This window comes from Ignavibacteriota bacterium (assembly GCA_016707525.1).
Classification (GTDB): Bacteria; Bacteroidota; Ignavibacteria; order UBA10030; family UBA6906; genus JAGDMK01.
Genome location: JADJHP010000012.1, coordinates 92,553 through 111,359, shown reverse-complemented (window position 1 = coordinate 111,359; position 18,807 = coordinate 92,553). Strand labels below are relative to the sequence as shown.

Annotated in this window: 13 protein-coding genes and 1 pseudogene; 7 read left to right on the top strand and 7 right to left on the bottom strand. The window is 60.8% G+C overall.

The window, feature by feature from the left end; translation table 11 throughout:
• Nucleotides 1-7: 7 nt before the first annotated feature.
• Nucleotides 8-274 carry a hypothetical protein gene (locus IPI01_17880; protein ID MBK7259631.1) on the bottom strand — a complete coding sequence of 89 codons (267 nt, stop codon included), beginning with the start codon at nucleotides 272-274 and terminating at the stop codon, nucleotides 8-10.
• Between the two features lie 30 nt (nucleotides 275-304).
• Nucleotides 305-1,966 (bottom strand): FAD-dependent oxidoreductase, encoded by a 1,662-nt coding sequence (locus IPI01_17875; protein MBK7259630.1) that lies wholly within the window; start codon nucleotides 1,964-1,966, stop codon nucleotides 305-307.
• Nucleotides 1,967-2,151: 185 nt separating this feature from the next.
• Between IPI01_17875 and IPI01_17870 the strand changes: the two genes are divergently transcribed.
• Complete coding sequence (locus IPI01_17870) at nucleotides 2,152-3,561, top strand: GHKL domain-containing protein (protein MBK7259629.1); 1,410 nt, start codon at nucleotides 2,152-2,154, stop codon at nucleotides 3,559-3,561.
• A gap of 29 nt (nucleotides 3,562-3,590) precedes the next feature.
• Here IPI01_17870 and IPI01_17865 read toward each other — a convergent pair whose 3' ends face one another.
• Nucleotides 3,591-4,880, bottom strand: coding sequence for an SGNH/GDSL hydrolase family protein (locus tag IPI01_17865; protein ID MBK7259628.1), 1,290 nt, complete (start codon nucleotides 4,878-4,880; stop codon nucleotides 3,591-3,593).
• 235 nt (nucleotides 4,881-5,115) lie between these two features.
• Here IPI01_17865 and IPI01_17860 point away from each other — a divergent pair, with 235 nt between their 5' ends.
• The 6 genes and pseudogenes from IPI01_17860 (at nucleotide 5,116) to IPI01_17835 (ending at nucleotide 8,985) form a co-directional block, all read left to right on the top strand.
• Nucleotides 5,116-5,463: a winged helix-turn-helix transcriptional regulator gene (locus IPI01_17860; GenBank protein ID MBK7259627.1), complete on the top strand. Its 348-nt coding sequence runs from the start codon at nucleotides 5,116-5,118 to the stop codon at nucleotides 5,461-5,463.
• Nucleotides 5,464-5,523: 60 nt separating this feature from the next.
• Nucleotides 5,524-5,784, top strand: a complete 261-nt coding sequence (locus IPI01_17855) for a thioredoxin family protein (protein MBK7259626.1) — start codon at nucleotides 5,524-5,526, stop codon at nucleotides 5,782-5,784.
• On the top strand, nucleotides 5,781-6,791 hold the full coding sequence (locus IPI01_17850) for a permease (protein MBK7259625.1): 1,011 nt from the start codon (nucleotides 5,781-5,783) through the stop codon (nucleotides 6,789-6,791). The genes IPI01_17855 and IPI01_17850 overlap by 4 nt, the downstream gene beginning before the upstream one ends.
• A 12-nt stretch (nucleotides 6,792-6,803) precedes the next feature.
• Nucleotides 6,804-7,853, top strand: a complete 1,050-nt coding sequence (gene arsB, locus IPI01_17845) for an ACR3 family arsenite efflux transporter (protein MBK7259624.1) — start codon at nucleotides 6,804-6,806, stop codon at nucleotides 7,851-7,853.
• A gap of 49 nt (nucleotides 7,854-7,902) precedes the next feature.
• Nucleotides 7,903-8,286, top strand: a complete 384-nt coding sequence (locus IPI01_17840; protein ID MBK7259623.1) for a thioredoxin family protein — start codon at nucleotides 7,903-7,905, stop codon at nucleotides 8,284-8,286.
• Nucleotides 8,283-8,985 (top strand): annotated as a pseudogene (locus IPI01_17835) (cytochrome C biogenesis protein). Before IPI01_17840 ends, IPI01_17835 begins: the two are co-directional and overlap by 4 nt.
• Before the next feature lie 5 nt (nucleotides 8,986-8,990).
• Here IPI01_17835 and IPI01_17830 read toward each other — a convergent pair.
• The 4 genes from IPI01_17830 to IPI01_17815 all read right to left on the bottom strand — a co-directional run bounded on the left by IPI01_17830 (nucleotide 8,991) and on the right by IPI01_17815 (nucleotide 16,540).
• The gene (locus tag IPI01_17830) at nucleotides 8,991-11,090 is read right to left on the bottom strand and encodes a hypothetical protein (GenBank protein MBK7259622.1); all 2,100 of its coding nucleotides are present in this window, start codon (nucleotides 11,088-11,090) and stop codon (nucleotides 8,991-8,993) included.
• A gap of 242 nt (nucleotides 11,091-11,332) precedes the next feature.
• Nucleotides 11,333-12,001 (bottom strand): T9SS type A sorting domain-containing protein, encoded by a 669-nt coding sequence (locus IPI01_17825; protein ID MBK7259621.1) that lies wholly within the window; start codon nucleotides 11,999-12,001, stop codon nucleotides 11,333-11,335.
• 814 nt (nucleotides 12,002-12,815) lie between these two features.
• Nucleotides 12,816-14,858 (bottom strand): hypothetical protein, encoded by a 2,043-nt coding sequence (locus tag IPI01_17820; GenBank protein ID MBK7259620.1) that lies wholly within the window; start codon nucleotides 14,856-14,858, stop codon nucleotides 12,816-12,818.
• A 113-nt stretch (nucleotides 14,859-14,971) separates the two neighbouring features.
• The gene (locus IPI01_17815; protein MBK7259619.1) at nucleotides 14,972-16,540 is read right to left on the bottom strand and encodes a T9SS type A sorting domain-containing protein; all 1,569 of its coding nucleotides are present in this window, start codon (nucleotides 16,538-16,540) and stop codon (nucleotides 14,972-14,974) included.
• Nucleotides 16,541-18,807 lie beyond the last annotated feature (2,267 nt).

Here is an 18,807-nt window from a genome sequence, read left to right as displayed (position 1 = left end):
GCCGGGCTTACGGGGCCGGCGTCTGGTGGACCGCCTGGATATGCTCCGCTTTGAACTTCGTGAGCCTGACGACCTGCGCCTGGCCGCGTAAGAACGTCGGGACGCTCAGGATCGCTTCTGCCTTATCCTGCGCCTCGATCACTGCCCAGCCCGTGTGCACGCCATCCTTGCACCCCCAATCGAAATGCGTCAGATAGCCGATCGCAAGCACCTGCTGAAGAGCGATCGTGCAGTCTTCCGCGCTGTGATTGGATACGACCAGGAATCGCCTCATGTGCTTCCCTCCCATCATGCGTTATAGAATTCACACAGTGCTGAGATATCGGTGAACGGAGTAGATCGCGGCGGACCCTTCCCCCACCGCCGCGGCAACACGCCGGTTGGCCCCTGCACGGACATCTCCCGCCGCAAAGACGCCGGGGACGTTGGTTTCAAAGAGGAGCGGATCCCGATCCAGCGCCCAGCCGCGGGGCCTGCCGTTGATGCGGGGAAGGTCCGGGCCGGTCAGAATGAACCCCTTGTCGTTCAACTCCAAAAGGCCATCGACAAACCCGGAATGCGGTGCTGTACCGATACATATGAAGAGCGCTGCGGTGGAGATCTCCCTGTCGGAACCGGTATCCACATCCCTCACCACTGCGTGCTCGAGCTGACCGTTGCCACACACGGCGACGACCTCGACCTTCGGTACGACATCGATATTGTCCGTGACCTTTACCCGCTGCACGAGGTAGTGTGACATCCCAGGGCTGATGTCGGGGGCACGCACGAGGATCGATACCCGGCGCGCATAGCGCGAGAAGAATAGAGCCGCCTGTCCCGCGGAATTCGCGCCACCGACGATGCAGACATTCCGGCCCCGATAGGCGGCTGCTTCACTCAACGCAACACCGTAGTAGATCCCCCGTCCGCTGAACGCTTCAACGCCGGGGACGTCCAGCCTCCGGACCGCCATCCCTGTGGTAAGGACCACCGCATACGCGGATATCTCCTTACCGTCCTCGAGGTGCACGATCTTGTAGGGATCCTGCCGCCGGATGCGCACCGCCTTCTGTGCGGTCAGGATCTCGGCCCCAAACCGTTTCGCCTGTGCGGTCGCCCGTTGGGCGAGGTCCGCCCCCGTGATCCCATGGGGGAAACCCAGGTAGTTCTCTATCATAGAGCTGGTCCCGGCCTGACCTCCGGGCCCGCTCTGCTCGATGAGGACGACGCGCATGCCTTCGGAAGCTGCATACACCGTGTTCGCCAGACCGGCCGGACCGCCCCCGATGACGATCACATCGTAGAATGGGCGTTGCGCCTCCGTCTGCAAACCGATCTTCCTGGCCAGTTCGGTTTGCGAAGGGCCCCTCACGTATGATCCATCAGGAAAAAAGACAACCGGCAAACGCTCCAGCCCTTCCGGGAGGTCCCCGATGAGCTTGCGCATCGCAGCATCTTCATCGATATCGACCCACTGGTAGGGGACCTGGTTGCGGGAGAGGAAGTCGCGCACTTCGTAGCTTTGCGGGGAGAGGTTCGCGCCGGCGATCCGGATGCCGTCGTACGGCGGGCGCGCATGGCTTTTCCAGTCGGCCAGAAGGTCATCAAGGACGGGATAGAGCTTCTGATCGGGCGGGTCCCACGGCTTCATGAGGTAATGATCCAACCCGATCCGGTTGATGCTGTCGATCGCTGCGCTGGTATCCGCGTAGGCTGTCAGAAGGACCTTGCGGGCCTCCGGGTGAAGTCCGACGACTTCGGCAAGGAACTCCGTGCCGGTCATATCCGGCATCCGCTGATCGACCAGAAAGAGGGCCACGGGTGTGCCCCTCTGCTTCAGCTGGCGGGCGGCGTCGAGGGCCTCGGCGGGCGACCCTGCCTTTACGATACGGTATTCATTCTGGTACTGCACACGGAGATCCCGCTCGATCGCAGCAAGCACCTGGGGATCATCGTCCACGGTCATGATAACCGGCTTGGCCAAATCCTATCCCTCCTTCCCACCCGTATTCAGATGGCAACATCTCTCCTCCTGTTCAGGTTCCTGAAAAATGTCCCTTGTGCGGGGTCCGCACACGGAAACCCAAAGACGGGCTGGGATGTTACCTGAGAAATACGGAGAGAAGTGGATTCATGCAGGACGAAGGGGGACACTGAAGAGGAGATCGCATGGATACGGAAGAACTCGTCAACCGCCTTGCCTCACACCGGACGATCGGCAAAGCGCCGCGAACGGAACTCACGTGGCTGGCTACCCACGGCACCCTCATGCACTACCCGGCGGGGGAGGTCGTTCTCGAACCCGGCCAGATGGTGGAACTGCTGCAGATCGTGCTCTCCGGCCGCCTGGCCATCTACGTCCCCATGGGAGCGGCACATCGGCGGGTCATGGAATGGCACGGTGGCGACGTCACAGGTCTGATCCCGTATTCACGCCTGGTGACTGCGCCGGGAAATACCTATGTCGAAGAAACGGTCGAATCATTGACCATCCACAAGCGCGCATTCCCCGCCCTCATCCGGGAATGCCACGAAGTGACCTCGATCCTGGTCCATGCAATGCTGGACCGCGCCCGGAAGTTCACGTCGGCAGATCTGCGCAATGAGAAGATGGTGTCTCTCGGCAAGCTCGCCGCAGGCCTCGCTCACGAACTGAACAATCCGGCCTCGGCTGCCATGCGCGATGCAAAAGCCGTGATGCGTGCCCTGCTTGCGGTGGAAGAAGCCGCGCGGAAACGCGGATCGGCCGGCTTCACTCCGGCGCAGCTCGATGACCTCGAGGCCGTTCACGCGCTCTGCGTCGATGGAGCAAGGAACCGGACGCCCTCGGGCCTCGCCCTGTCAGACCGGGAGGAGGAGATCGCCGCGTGGCTGCAGACGCATGGTGCTGATGCACGCGTGGCGGGAGAATTAGCCCGGCTCGGTATCGATGATGACACCCTGAACCGCGTGGCGTCAGCGCTCCCGCATGCCGGACTCGATCCTGCGCTGCGGTGGATCACTACGGGTTGCGAGGCACGCGCACTGGCGATCAATATCGAACGGGCGGCCGGTCGTATACATTCCCTCGTCACTGCGGTCAGGGGGTTCACGCATCTGGATCAGGCACCGGTCCAGGGGCCGGTGGATGTCCCGGCGGGATTGACGGATACGATCGCGCTCCTCAGCGGGAAGGCAAAGCACAGGTCGATCGCGATCACTCCCGATATCAGCCCGGACCTCCCTTCCGCGTACGGCCTCAGCGCAGAGATCAACCAGATCTGGATGAACCTCCTGGACAATGCGATCGATGCTGCGCCCGACAACGGACATGTCGTCGTGACCGCATCCCATGACGGGCCGGCGGTGATCGTGCGAATGATCGACGACGGCCCCGGGATCCCTCCGGAGGTGAGAGATCAGATCTTCGATCCGTTCTTCACGACGAAATCGGTCGGCGAAGGAACAGGACTGGGGCTGGATATCGTCCGTAAGATCGTGGATTGGCACAACGGGGAGATCGCCGTGCACAGTGAGCCCGGCAGAACAGAATTCAGGATCAGCCTGCCGGCCTTTGACGCCGGGGTGCACGAGACCTGAGGCTGCGTACGCGCAGACCTCACGAGATATTACCTGCCGCGTCCTGTCCGAAGAACTTCCGGTCCGGTGAACAACCGATGATCGACGGATGATCCCATGATCTCGTATCCCGCGGCATCGGGGTGCAATCCGTCGTTCTGGTACGCAGGCAACAACAACCGCGTGGGATCCCGGGGATCGCGCATGACCATGTCCATATCGATGCATGCATCGAAATTGCCCGTTCCCCGGATCCACTCGTTCACTGTAACGCGGCACTGCTCGCTGTACTGATTGTAGTAGCCGTTACCGTTGAACGGGAGAACGGTTCCCCCGTAGATCCTGATGTTCTTTGCGCGCGCTCTTGCAACCATCTCCTTGTAGGAGGCAATGAGATCAGTTGCCGTCTGCGCCGAGGCAGCGGCCGTCTTGACCTTGCCGATATCGTTGACTCCCTCGAACACCACGGCCCAGCGAACCCCCGATTGTCCGAGGATATCCCGGTCGAACCGACTCGCCCCCGTCGGCCCCAGTCCGCCTGCAAGGACGCAATTCCCCCCGATGCCCAGGTTGAGGACCCCGACATGCCACGTGCCCGGATCCTTGAGAAGGGACTCTGAGAGGATATCCGGCCAGCGGTTCTGCATGTTCGTCGTGGACCCTCTCCCATCGGTAATGGAATTCCCCAGGATCGCAACACATGCCGCCGTGACAGGAGCAAGCACGTCGATCGCATTGATGGTGTACCAATGATCCGTCCTCACCGCGCCGCTTGTGTCAACCCGGGAGAGCGCATTCCCGGCGAAAAGGTACGACGTTGTCCGTGACCCTGGATGGCCCGTGAGAGCCACCGGACTCACGCCGTAGAAGGTCGTGATCGCAACATCAGCGCGAGGCCTCAACGGGAATGCCAGCGGATCGGAGGTGACCGTGGCCCCGGGTCCTATGACGATCTCCTCTTTTCCGTCAAAGGCCAACGCCTTGTCGGACCCCGGATCGATCGTCCCCCCTCCGGTGGAGAGCGCAATGTGCACAGCGTGAAGGATGACCGGCTCTGTGCTGAACGCATTCGAGAATCGCACACGAAGACTGTCGCCGCCGATCGAGACGCGCACGATCTGCCGCAACGTGTTGTTGCTCAACCCCGGCGCCGGCGGAGCATTCCCTGTCTCGACGAGTTGCGGTGCCGTGGCCCAGGTCCCTACCCAGTGCATGGACTGGTTGCTGCTGCCGTGCGATGCGACGCAGGATGCCAGGAGCGAAGAAAGCAGAAGGGCTCCCACCGCTTCTCTCAGGGAACACAGAGGCCGCCGCGGCCTCACTGAACGTATAGTTTTCATGGCAGGGATCTTCGCTGGTCCAGCACGTCTCAATGAAACACAGTTGGTGCACGCTCTAGTGAAAAGTAGCAAAATCAGGACGTAGAGCAAAGCGCGACTCTCTATATAGGAGACCATGGTCGTGCCGACCCGCAGGTAATGCTGGCCTGACGGATCCCCCGGGCAAGGATTCAGGCCCCCCGCTTGCTTTTTGACGAGGAGACCCTTACATTTCGTTAGTTAACGAAATGAGAGAATGGACCGCAAGACCGTTACGATCTTCAGGGCACTCAGCCACCCCAGCCGCCTCCGCATCGTGAAGATGCTCGAGGAACGGGAACTGTGCGTGTGCGAGGTCCGCGCCATCCTCGGACTCTCCACCTCCACCGTGTCCAAACACCTGACCATCCTCTGCGACGCCGGACTGATCACGGATTCCAGGGACGGCAAGTGGGTGAACTACAAACTGAACTCCGCCACACGCGACACCCTCATCCGGCCTCTCCTTTCGGCGCTCAAGACAGGACTCGAGACGGAGCTGCAGATCAAGGCCGACCGTGAGAAGGCCCACACGGTGGACCGGAACAAGTTGTGCAGTCTCTGATCCCTGTGTTTCCGTTCATTCCGTCATCATACAAGATATCCCAGCGTAAGGAACATTCCGATGGTCATCAAAGTACTTGGACCCGGTTGCATGAACTGTAAGACCCTCGAACGCCGCACCCATGAAGCCGTGGAAGGCATGACGCCCGCACCGCTCATCGAGAAGGTCGAGGACTACCAGCAGATCGCCTCCTACGGCATCATGCGCACACCCGGACTCGTCATCGACGGCAAGGTCGTGCTTTCCGGAAGTGTCCCGTCCGTGGACGCGTTGAAGACGCTGATCCAGCAACACACCTCTTCTGCCGGCATCCAGGCGTGAAACTCTCGCCCATTACGGCAGCGGTGAGCTTCCTCGTCCTGTGGATCGTGGTCTATGCCTTCCTGGATCCGATCACGTCCGCATTCGTCGGACTCCTCCCCCTTCCGCCGGCAGGGCACCTGACCGATGCGGTCCGGTTCTTTGTCTTCGAAGTGCCCAAGGTCCTTCTCCTCCTCGTCATCGTGGTCTTCGGTGTCGGCATCATCAGGAGCTATTTCTCACCCGAACGTACCCGGCGTATGCTCGCCAACAAGCCGTTGTTCGCAGGGAACGTCCTGGCGGCAAGCCTCGGCGTCGTCACTCCCTTCTGTTCGTGTTCGGCCGTACCGCTCTTCATCGGGTTCGTCGAGACCGGGATACCACTGGGTGTCACATTCTCCTTCCTCGTCGCGGCACCGATGATCAACGAGGTCGCCCTCGTTCTGCTCTGGGGGCTCTTCGGCTGGCAGACGGCATTGCTCTACGCCTCCACCGGACTGGTCATCGCCATCGCCTCCGGGTACGTGATCGGGAAACTGAAGGTCGAGCGCTATATCGAGGATTGGGTCCTGGCCATCCATGCACAGCAGCATCCTGATGAGATCTCCCTGAAGTTCAGCGACCGGATCACCATGGGCTTCCAGTCAGTGCGCGAGGTCGTCGGTAAAGTGTGGCCCTATGTCATCGCGGGCATAGCCGTCGGTGCCGGGGTGCATGGCTATGTCCCCGAGAATTTCCTTGCGGGTATCATGGGCAGATCTGCCTGGTGGGCCGTCCCCGTCTCCGTGCTGATCGGCATCCCCCTCTATTCTAATGCTGCCGGGATCATCCCCATCGTCCATGCTCTTCTCGAAAAGGGTGCCTCGCTGGGGACAACGCTGGCATTCATGATGGCTGTCATCGGGCTCTCCCTCCCCGAGACCATCATCCTGCGCAAAGTGATCAAGCTCCCCCTGATCGCGATCTTCGTGGGGGTGGTCGGGACCGGCATCCTGCTGGTCGGCTATCTCTTCAACGCCATCTACTAACGCGAGGCAACGATGACGTCCGTGACCAAGAATCTATCCTTCCTCGACCGCTACCTGACGCTCTGGATATTCCTGGCGATGCTTGCCGGTGTCCTGTGGGGATACCTCTCGCCGGGCATCGTAGGCTTCTGGAGCGGATTCCAATCAGGGACCACCAACATCCCCATCGCCATCGGGCTGATCCTCATGATGTATCCTCCCCTGGCAAAGGTCCGCTATGAGGAGTTGGGCGACGTGTTCCGCAACAAAAAGGTCCTGGTCCTCTCGCTCATCCAGAACTGGGTCATTGGCCCCGTCCTGATGTTTGTCCTGGCGATCGTCTTTCTGCGCGAGTACCCCGCGTATATGGCCGGGCTGATCATCATCGGGCTGGCCCGGTGCATCGCCATGGTGATCGTCTGGAATGATCTTGCGCACGGCGACCGCGAGTACGCCGCGGGGCTCGTCGCGTTCAACTCCATCTTCCAGGTCCTGTTCTTTTCTGTCTATGCGTATGTCTTCTTGACCGTTGTTCCGGCCTGGCTCGGACTCACAACGTTTGTCGTTGACATCACCATCGGACAGGTCGCCGAGAGCGTCTTCATCTATCTCGGGATCCCCTTTCTTGCCGGACTGCTGACACGCATCGTTCTCCGGAAGCTCAAAGGTGACACATGGTATACCACATCGTTCATTCCGACGATCAGCCCGATCACGCTCATCGCCCTGCTCTTCACGATCCTTGTCATGTTCTCCCTGAAGGGCGAGTACATCGTCAGGATCCCGATGGACGTCCTGCGGATCGCCATCCCCCTCATCATCTACTTCGTGGTGATGTTCCTGGTATCCTTTGTTCTCAGCCGCAGGATGGGAGCGGACTACGGCAAGACCGTCACCCTTTCCTTTACCGCGGCAAGCAACAACTTCGAACTCGCGATCGCGGTGGCCGTTGCGGTCTTCGGCATCAGTTCCGGCGAGGCCTTCGCGGCAGTGATCGGCCCGCTCGTGGAAGTGCCGGTCATGCTTGCCCTGGTGAACGTCGCGTTACGGCTTCGCACCAGATACTTCGCCCCCGCCGTATGATCACGGCCCGGGTACAATGATCCCAATGGAGGTTGCCTTGTACATCCGCATGACACGAACCCTGCAGATCGTCGCGCTGCTCTGCGCATTGAGTATTCTGCCCGCCCATGCTCAGGATGGCGGGAAGACGACACCCCCCCGGATCACATTCGTCGAACTCGGCTCCGACAAATGCATCCCCTGCCGGATGATGCAGCCCATACTCAAGAGCATCCAGCAACGCTATGGCGACCAGATACGCGTCGTCTTTTATGATGTCTGGAAGGCGGAACAGAAGAAGTTCGGGAAGGAATACGGCGTGCGTGTGATCCCCACACAGGTATTCCTGGATGGTGCAGGGAAGGAAGTGTTCCGCCACGAGGGGTTCTTTGCCGAGGCGGAGATCGACACCCTTCTCAGGAAGCATGGACTGAACGTGCAAGGCCGGCGATGATCGAGGAACTCTTCACGTACCTCTCGCTCGCACTGGGCGGCAGTGTTGTGATGGCGGCCGGTGCTTCTCTCGCATGGGGGGTCGCGAGCATCCTTCTCAGCCCCTGCCACCTGAGCAGTATCCCCCTGATCGTTGGCTACATCACCGCCGAGACAGAGCGGACGACCACACGGGCGCTGCTCCTCTCGACGATCTTCGCGCTGGGGATCCTGCTTTCGATCGCTCTTCTCGGCATCCTGACCGCGATGCTTGGCCGGATCCTGGGCGATATCGGCGAGTGGGGCAATATCCTGCTCGCCGCCGTCTTCCTCGTGATGGGGCTGGCATTGCTCGACGTCATTCGTCTCCCCTGGGGTGGGATACGGCGGCAACACATCAGCGCGGCGGAGCGGTTCAGGCATCTTCATGCTCGGACTGATGTTCGGCCTGGGGCTCGGGCCATGCACGTTCGCCTTCCTCGCCCCGATCCTCGGCCTCGTCTTCTCCGCGGCCTCCGATCACATCTGGTTCTCTGTTCTGCTGCTCTCCGCCTTCGCACTCGGTCACGCCGGTGTCATCGTTGTCGCCGGTACCCTTACCCAGACCATCGCACGCTACCTGGCCTGGACCTCTTCGAGTCCTGTGGCGGTGTGGCTTCGTCGTGGTGCCGGGGTCCTTGTGCTTCTGGCGGGAATATATAACCTCTGGCTCCTGCTCTGATCGTTCTATCGCCGCGCTTGCTTGAACAGCTTCCGGATACGCCATCCCTGAGCGTCTTTTACGCCGGCAGCCGCTGACATCCGTCGGTCGAGCCCATCATACATCCCCAGCGCAGCATTCTCATAGAACTTCTGCATTGTAGCCTTCCGTTCGGCGGTCACCACGCGGTAGTAGCCCGGCCCGGGATCCAGCGACGCGCGCATGGCGCAGCTTTCGAATGCACGCAGCGCCGCACCCACGAATGCGCGCTCATAGTCCGCTCCCGGTTCCTTTGCGATCAGCGCCCTGAACCGGGAGAGAACTGCGTACGGCTTCCTCAACCGTGCCCCGAGGCTATCGCTGCCGCCGGAAGCAGATCGTCGTGCGGCGTCCAGAGCCGGTACCCGCGGGTATACAACATCGGCGGACACAGCAGGCGACCCACCTTCGGTCACGATCTCGATCCTTGCCTCGTCCGGCAATGTGGCAAAGAGCAGTACGACCTCGTCGGGCGTCGTTCCTTCCTGCGGCCGTCCATTGACTTTCACGGCCTTCACACGCGGGCCGCCGTTGCGGCACGACAGAAAGAGCCTCTTCTCTCCGAACCGCACGGACTGCTTCTGCTCGTAGTAGGTGATCGAACCCGGTACGCGCGGGCGCAGGATCAGCCTGTCAGAACGGTATTCGTAGTCGAAGAGTCCGCGGACCGTCGCCGCGGGGATCGCGAAGTTGTCGATCATGACGCTGACGCCGCCGACATGATGCTCGCCGGAATCCGACCAGAGATTGTCCGTGTTCTCACCCTGCTGCGACCATGGCGCATCCATCCGGAAGTCCTTCGCCCACTTCATGGCACGCACGCCGGAGCGGAGGATGTCGTCGAACCGTCCGAGACGGGAGTACATCAGTATCGCGCGCCCTTCCACCGTTCCCCACGCCCCGCCGTCCACCCAGTGTCCGAACTGACGGAACACTTCGGTGCCGGCACCCGGAAAGGCCCCCTTTCCTTCCCAGTATGTATCATCCAGAGAAGGGGCATTGGTGAGCAGGAAATCGAACGGCCGGATCGCCGGATATGATGCGATGCGCGTGTAGATGCTCTCCGCGGTGCGGTGGTCGACCACCCGGAGTGCGACCGCATCGGCATTCGCTACGCCCTCGAGATAGTTGTGCGGCTCCTGCCCGAGAACGCCGTGCCTGATCCCACCGGGTTCGATGCTCTTCACGAAGTAACCCTCGGTCGTCAACAACAGGGGCAACGAACTGCGTGTGATCTCCTGCCGTTTCTTGCAGAGTTCCAGCTTGTCCTTCTCGCCCGTGATCAGATACAACTCTGCCATCCTGTCGAGCGCCGCGAGATACGTTATGGAAAGTCCGGCAAGGTATCCCTTTCCCAGCGAACCGTCCAGCTTCCTCACACCTCCGTAGCTTGGCGCGAGCAGGTTGCTGGCCGGGCCGACGAGGAACAGGTTGTTCTTCGGATCCCTCGTGCATTCGATGAACGCACAGGCGCGTTCCATCTTCGGCAGATAATGACGCATCGCTGCCGTGTCGCGGTTTGCCAGGAGGATCTCCGACTGCATCACCAGTCCGGCCGCAGCGGCCTCGTAGAACCAGTCGTGCACGTTCTGGTCGCCATCGCCCTGTTTGAATCCGATCTCGTGCGGCCGCGCCATGTCGCCCAAACTTCCGTCGGGCGCGATAAGCCCGGAGAACCACGCACCCGTCGGACTGCCATCCCACATGCTCATACGTTTGCCGTCGCCCTGGTTATCCCAGTGCAGGTCCCACGACCGCTGGAGGATGGAGAACCATGGTTCCTGGAGAAATGGCGTGGCGGCATACGAGAACCCGTAGCTGTTCTGGATCCACCATGCGTTCCAGCCCGCGCCCTCCACGAACGTATCCCATTCGGGTTTGTAGAGCATGGCGAGGTTTGGCACGATGGGGTTGGGATCGAAGAACGCGAACGACTCGTCGATCAGGCGGAGATACGTCGTGTCCCCTTCTCCCCGGCAGTAGACTCCTTCATACGCCGGTTGTCCGGACGGTTTCGGGGCGCAGGAGGCAAGGCATATCAGGCCGAGGAGAATGGCCGATGCGGTCTTGTTCGAAGAGAACGCCATAGTTGGGACTCTCAGGGTACGGGATGTGTGCGGGGACAGGGACCGAAGAAAGGTACCCCGCGGAGAGGAGAAACACAAGGATGCCGGAAGTGCGGATGCCGTTGTGTAATACCGCAGTAAAAATGTCAGGGTTTGTGCTTAGTAGAAATGTCAGGGTTTCTCATCTTGGGAACCTCACTCATTTGCGGAGACGAACCCGTAATGTAGGAGATCCTGACAATGAGGATCAACGAACGGCAGCGTCACCGGAGGAGTAGCATTTTCCTCGTTTCCACTTGCGTCCCGGCTCCGTCTCTGGAGTCGCGCCCGAAGACGGAGTCCGAAGGGCGGACCTGAAGACGATAGAAGTAGACTCCGCTCGACAGGGACGATGCATCGAACCGCACCTGGTACGCTCCGGGCGCTTTCTTCTCGTTCACCAGTACGGCCACTTCGCGCCCGAGGATATCATAGACGGCAAGGCGTACATTGCTGAATTCAGATATCTGATATCGGATATCTGAACTGGGGTTGAACGGATTGGGATAGTTCTGCAAGAGCGCGAACGATGACGGGGCTGCCGCTTCCACCACATCCGTCACGACCGTCGGGTTGAACGTCCATACATCTGCAGGCGTCGGCATATGACTCGCAATGATCGAGAATTGATCCAGGGCGGACCAGGGCTCCTCGCCGCCGCGGGCGCACGTCAGGACCCACATGATGGGGGTGGATGAACGCGCATCCATATTCACAGCAAGAGCAGGATCCGCTGAGGCCGTGTATGGTGTCTTGAATATGAAAGCGAACTCACGGGCAACGGCGTTGTTGCCCGGCGTGGTGCCAGGCCAGTACCGTCCATCCACGAGCCCACCTGCAACGTTGTTCTCGAGACATCCGACCGCCAGGCGCGTCGGCGGATCGGTCTCCATGTCCCACGCAGAGAACGGCACGGAATAGTCGTACCCCTGATACGGGTAACCGGAGCCAGGGTGCACGATCCATGGCTGGAACGAGGCCTCTGCCGGTGCAGCATCGGCCGACGCGAGGTACCGGTACGCGCGGGAGACGTTCTCGTCAGCAGGAACCGCCCCGGGGTCCCAGAGTCCGAAGGGCGACACGGCAGCGAGCTTCAGCAGCACGGTGTGATACTCTGCCACGCCGAGCGACGTTTTAAATCCATCGATCGTCAGGTTGCCGGCCATCCCCATGGTGCCCCGGGACCTGTCATACGCCTCAGGGTTGAACAGTACGGAGAAGCCCTCCAATCCGATCCCCGCAAACCCTCCGACCGGGGAAAATCGCCGGTATCCCGAAGTGCGTTTCCAGGACCGCATGCCGGGATGTGTATCGATCGTCCCGATCAACACTTTGAAACCATCGATCACCGGACTCGTATGGCCGAGGTCGTCGGGGAGAGGGCTGTTCTCGAGCAGGACCATGCCGGTGGTCGAATCTTTGACCGAGTATCCCGTGGTCCCACCCTGCGCATCCACGACCCCACGGATGACATACAGATGGCTCTTGAGAGCCGACGTGTCGACAACCGAGATCTCGAAGGCTCCGGTCGCAGACCCGGCAACATGCTGCACCGGACTCGTGTACACGATGCTCTTCAGAGGGCTCACCGGGAAGACGAGGGTGTCCCGCCACACATTGTCGCTCGCATCGGCAAGGACCAACGCGACGGCAAGCGTAGAATCGGTGGTCCACGATGGAACATAGAAGGACACGTATGACGACGGGTCATTTGCATCGTAAGGGACGCAGGTACGTACTCTTCCCCTCCAGCGTCCCGATCTGGAGGGTATGCCCGGACTCTTCGGGTGCGACGGAGATCACCAGGGGCCCGAGTGCAATGGATGATGCATTCCGTACGCCGACGACATACCGCACATGTTCTCCGGGGTTCGGCACGCCATCGCTGTTGATATTGTCGGACACGACCACGACGGAACTGACGGCAACATCCGCCGTGGTGATGTTGTCCACGATATGGGCCCAGGGGACGATCGCGCCGTTGGCATAGGTGATCACTGCATCCGCGTACAGCCCCTGTGCTAGAGGCGCCATCTGTACTGCCCCTCCGAAGATGCCGTCGGCGGCACTCTCATCCTGGTGCGATCCGTCATCGGCGAGGGGAACGGTTGAGATCACGGTGCCGTCGTATCGCTTCAGTTGGACCTGGATGCCTGCCACCGCAGCTCCCCGCGCATCAGCACGAAATGATAGCATGGCCTGATCGGCGTTCCTCATCAGCACATGGGTCATGTGCGGAGGGATCGATCCGTTACATATGCTCGTATACATCGCGCGCAGTGTTGCGCCACCCCTCTTCAGGGCGGCAACGCTCGCAAGCCGGTCCGCTCCACGGGCGGCATACCACACACCGGCGATCTCCTGGGTGTCGCCGGGCGCCATCGTGAATGGGCCGGTCACCACGCACAGGCGACGGTCATTCGGCAGGAGTAGGCTACCGTCTACCCATCCCGTACCGGCAACAGGATCACCGCTGAAGACAAATCGCGTGGTATCTTGCGTGGCAGGATCGACGTACGGCCTCCCGCTGGCGCCGACCAGCCCCTTCATGAGATTCTGCCAATTCCAGCATCCTCTCGAGCCGGGACCCTGGTCCGGATCATAATAGCCGCTATACCCTGACGAAAAGAAGTTGAATGCGCTCAGAGGGAGGTTGCGATAGCCGGGACGGCGAGAAAACCCATACAGCGCGGTATCCGTCGGGGCCCCTGGCACGACCGGACCCTGGAGCAACAAGAACCCTACCGCCGGAGGCGTTGAGCCGTACTGCAGATCAACCGTCTCGCCGTTGTACGCAAACCCGAGGCCAAGGAGGGTATCGCACCCCACAAGATCGTCGCCCGCATCCCCCACGTCGGGATCTGCCCATTGCACAAGGTACACCGAATCCAGTGGAACGCCGCTCTTGTTGATCACGCGGGAGGATTGGAAGATGGCATCACCGAGCGCACCTGCGCGGCGATGTGCCCACACCGACCTCTGCATCTCCAGTCCGATCGGAGTGGATCCCGCGAGGTTCATGCTTCGCACCCAGCTCAGATCGTTCGCCACGTACCAGAGTGCCTGATCCGCCAACGGCGGGCCGGGCACGTCGATCGCCGGGTCGTACGCACCATTGCGATCAACATCGGTGTACGGAGCACCGAGGGAAGCCGGCCATTCGTTCCAGTCGTCCCAGTATTGCTGCAGGAGCTGGACCGCATTCACCGCCTCATATCTGCCGATGAGGGAAGTTTCCTCGTTCAGGAGGATCTCACGCTCCCCCGCCGCCGCCGGACTATTCGGGTCGCTCACACCCGGCAGCGGTGGAATGTCCCGACGCACGCGATAGACCCTGTAGGCGGGATTCGTTGCGTCGGCGGCGACAGGGATCGATGCGGATGTACCACTCACGATGATGGGCCCGGCCTGGAGACCGTGCCGGTACACAGAGCCGCCGACCTTGACCGTGTCCCGTTGTTTGACGCCCCAGACGAGACCATCCTGGAATATGGTGGTGAGCCCTGTCACCCCCTTGGGGAATTCAAAACCCTGGTTGCTGGATGAATAGGGATTGAACGATCCGCCTCCGTTGTTCGAAGAGTAGTTGAAGATGTTATTGATGAGGATCGGCCGGCAGACGTCGTTGGTGAGCGTCGAGGCCGGCGCAGGCTGGTCTTTGGGATCCCCCGTGCGCCCGCCGAATACAGGGATCCATACCAGAAGCGCGACCGCGATAGCGAAGAGTCTGAAGATGTAGGACGTTTTCATTGATCTATCCCCCTGTTTCCAGGAACCGCACGCACAGCGTACGACTGACGATCTGATCGATCAGCAGCCGCAATCACGCCACCGTGCACACGGTTCATGCACTCAGTAACGGTTCACCGCAACAACAACATCTTCTTCGTCTCGACAAATCTCCCGGCTCCGTCTCTGGAGTCGCGCCCGGGGACGGAGTCCGAAGGGCGGACCTGGAGACGATAGAAGTAGACTCCGCTCGACAGGGACGATGCATCGAACCGCACCTGGTATGCCCCGGGAGCCTTCTTTTCATTCACCAGCACAGCCACTTCCCTGCCGAGAATATCATAGACGGCGAGCCTGACAATGCTGAATTCAGATATCTGATATCGGATATCTGAACTCGGGTTGAACGGATTGGGATAATTCTGCAGGAGCGCGAACGATGACGGGGCTGCCACTTCCGCCACATCCGTCACGACCTTCGGGTTGAACGTCCACGCGTCCGATGCCGTGGGCATGTGATACGCAATGATCTTGAATTGATCGCCCGCAACCCAGTTCGCGTCGACCCGACGGTTGAACGACATGACCCACATGAGCGGCGTGGAAGAATTATTGCTCATGTTCACGGCGAGCGCCGGGTCGGGCGTCTCCGTGTACGGCGACTTGAAGATGAACCCGAGCTCGCGCACGATGCTGTTATCTACCGCCATCAGCCCTGGCCAGTACCGCCCGTCCACGAGTCCCCCCGCCACATTGTTCTCCAGCACGCCCACCGCAAGGCGCACGGGCGGATCACTCTCCATATCCCACGCCGAGAACGGAACCGAGTGATCATATCCCTGATAGGGGTAGCCTGTGGCCGTGTTCACGATCCACGGAGCGAATGAGGGATCGGCAGCTGCTGAACTGGCACTGCCGAGATACCGGTACGCCCGGGAGAAGTTCTCATCCGTCGGCGTGGTTGTGGGATCCCAACGATCGATGGCTGAAACGGCGGCTAGCTTCAACAGCACAGTATGGTATTCGGAGGCGCCGAGGGTGCTCCCGATCCCGCCGAACGTCAGATGTCCGGCCATCCCGACCGTTCCCAGAGCCCGGTCGTATGCTTCCGGATAGCCCGCGCTCGAGAATCCCTCGAGTCCGATGTTTGCATACCCGCCCACGGATGAGAACCTGCGGATCCCGGAGGGGATCTCCCAGGAGCGCATGCCGGGCAGGGTGTCGACCGTGCCGATCAGCACCTTGAAGCCGTCGATCACCGGACTCGTGAATCCGAGTGCATCCGGCAGCTCATGGTTCTCGAGAAGCTCGGTGCCGGTCGTCGAGTCTTTCACGGAGAATCCACCCGTCAGTCCGCGTGCGCTCCCCCCCCGGATCACATACAGGTGATCCTTCACCTTCGAGGAGTCAACGATCGCGATCTCGAAGCTGCCCGGTGCCGTCCCCGCGATGCGGTTCAACGGGGTCCTGTATACCGTGGATTTCATCGGCCTGACCATGAACGTCAACGTGTTGCGCCAGAGGTTGCCGCTGCTGTCGACAACGCTCAGCACTCTGGCGAACGTCGAGTCGGCATACCCCGGGGGGACATCAAAGGCCAGGTACGTTGTGGGATCACTCGCATTGTAGGTCCAGGTGTGCGTCGAGTGTCCTCCGAGACTGGCCACGCGAAGTTTTTGGCCGGCCTGATCCGGCGACATCATCAAGGCCAGATCCGACAGGATGATCGAAGAAGCGTTCGTGAGTGACACTGTGAATCGCACGCTCTCCCCGGGGTTCGGGATGTTATCGTTATCGAAACTGGTGGCAACGACGTCGTAGGAAGCCACCGCCAGATCCGCCGTGGTGATATTGTCGACGAAGTGCGTCGACGTAAGCACGGCACCGCTGTGATACGTGACGACCGCATCCGCATACAGCGCGCGTGCAATTGGGGGAATCTGCACCGACCCGCCGAAGACGCTGTCGCCCGCCGCGCCGTCAAAGGTGCCACCAACGTCGACAAGGTCAAGGGCCCATACCACGGCGCCATCATACTCCTTCAGCTGGACCTGCACACCTGCGACCGGCGTCCCGTGCGCATCGGCGCGGAACGATACTTCGCACGTGTCTCCTTTCCTCACGACCGCATGCATCAGGACGGGTAGTGTCAATTCAGAACTGAGACTGTTGTACAATTGGCGGATCATATCCGCCCTGCTCCGGAGGAGCGATACACTCGTAAGGCGGTCCCACCCTCTCGCGGCCAGGTTCGCGACGGCGATCTCCTGCGTGTCGCCGGCCGCCATGGTGAACGGGCCGGTGACCATGCACAACCGGCGGTCAGCGGGACCGACGAGCGTGCCATCGAGCCAACCCGCTCCCGTCACCGGATCGCCGGCGAAGACAAAGCGGGTCGTGTCCGCTATGGTGGGATCGATGAACGGAGCACCGCTCACACTGCTGAGTCCCTTCATGAGGTTGAACCACTGCCATGCCCCTCCCACCCCTTGCGCAGGATCCGCATACGCGGCCATTGCGCCCGTGAAGAACGTGAACGTGCTCATGGGGAGGTTCCGGTACCCGGGGCGCCGTCCGAAGCCGAACATTGCCGTGTCTGCCGCCGTTGCCGCGGCAAGCGGCCCCTGCACCAGCAGGAACCCCACGGCCGGAGGCGTTGTGCCGTAGTAGAGATCACTTGCATGGCCGTTGTAGACATACCCGAGCCCGCGTGTCGTATCAACCCCCACCAGGTCATCGCCCGCATCGCCGAGATCGGGGTCGGCCCACTGAACGAGGAACACCGAATCCAGCGCAACACCGCTCTTGTTGATCACGCGCGAGGATTGAAAGATGGCATCGCCGACCGCGCCGCCGCGGCGGTAGGCCCAGACGGAGCGCTGCATCTCCAGCCCGATCGGGCTCGTTCCGCTGAGGTACTGTGTCCGCACACTGCTCATGTCATTCGCCACGTACCAGAGTGCGGCATCGGCCATCGGCGGGCCGGGGATGTCGATCATGGGATCATACGATCCATTGTGATCGACATCAGCGTATGGTGCGCCGACCGATGCAGGCCATCCGTTCCAGTCGTCCCAGTATTGCTGGAGGAGCTGCGAGGCCGTCACCGTCTCATATCTCCCGATGAGCGGCACTTCTTCGTTCTCCAGGATCGCGAGCTCCCCCGCTGCTCGAGCATCACCAGGATCTGACACACCACCAATAGGCCTTATGTCCCGCCGCACACGGTACACCCGGTTGGTGGTGAGAGAGGCATCATCAGCAACAGGATCGGTTGTTGATGTGCCATGCACGAGGATCCGCCCGGCCTGAATGCCGTGCCGGTAGACCGAACCGCCGACCTTGATCGTGTCCCGTTGTCTGACCCCCCACACGAGTCCGTCCTGGAAGACCGTCGTGAGCCGGTCTCCTTTGGGGAATTCAAATCCTCCCTGGGTCGTGCTCAACGGATTGTACGACCCGCTTCCATTGTTCGAATAGTAATTGAAGATGTTGTTGATCAGGATCGGCCGGAACTGATCGTTGGTGGTCGTTGAAGCGGGTGTCGGTTGGCCCTTGGGATCTTCCGGACGTCCGCCCGGTGCGGTGGCACATATCAGAAAAAGAGATGCGAGGAGGATGGGACGAAAGGCGCAGGATTGTTGCATCGCTCTACCCCCTTTGCACAGTGGCCGGTACGAGGAGCGGAATGCTCACGCAGATGACGATGATGGACTTCGCCCCGCGGGGCTGGATATACTTCGACGAGGATCGCGCGAACGCTTCCCTCTATTAAATGTACGCAAGCCTTCAACAAGTGTCAATCCAAACGGCCCGTTGCGTGCACCCGTGTGAACATGCACAGGTGGTGCGTGCACGGAACTCGCGTTCCATTTGACTTTGGCGCAAACGGAGGATACATTCAAGGGATGTCTGGATCCAAACTGCGTTGAAGACATTTTCGACATCGCTGCACCTATGGCACCGGGGG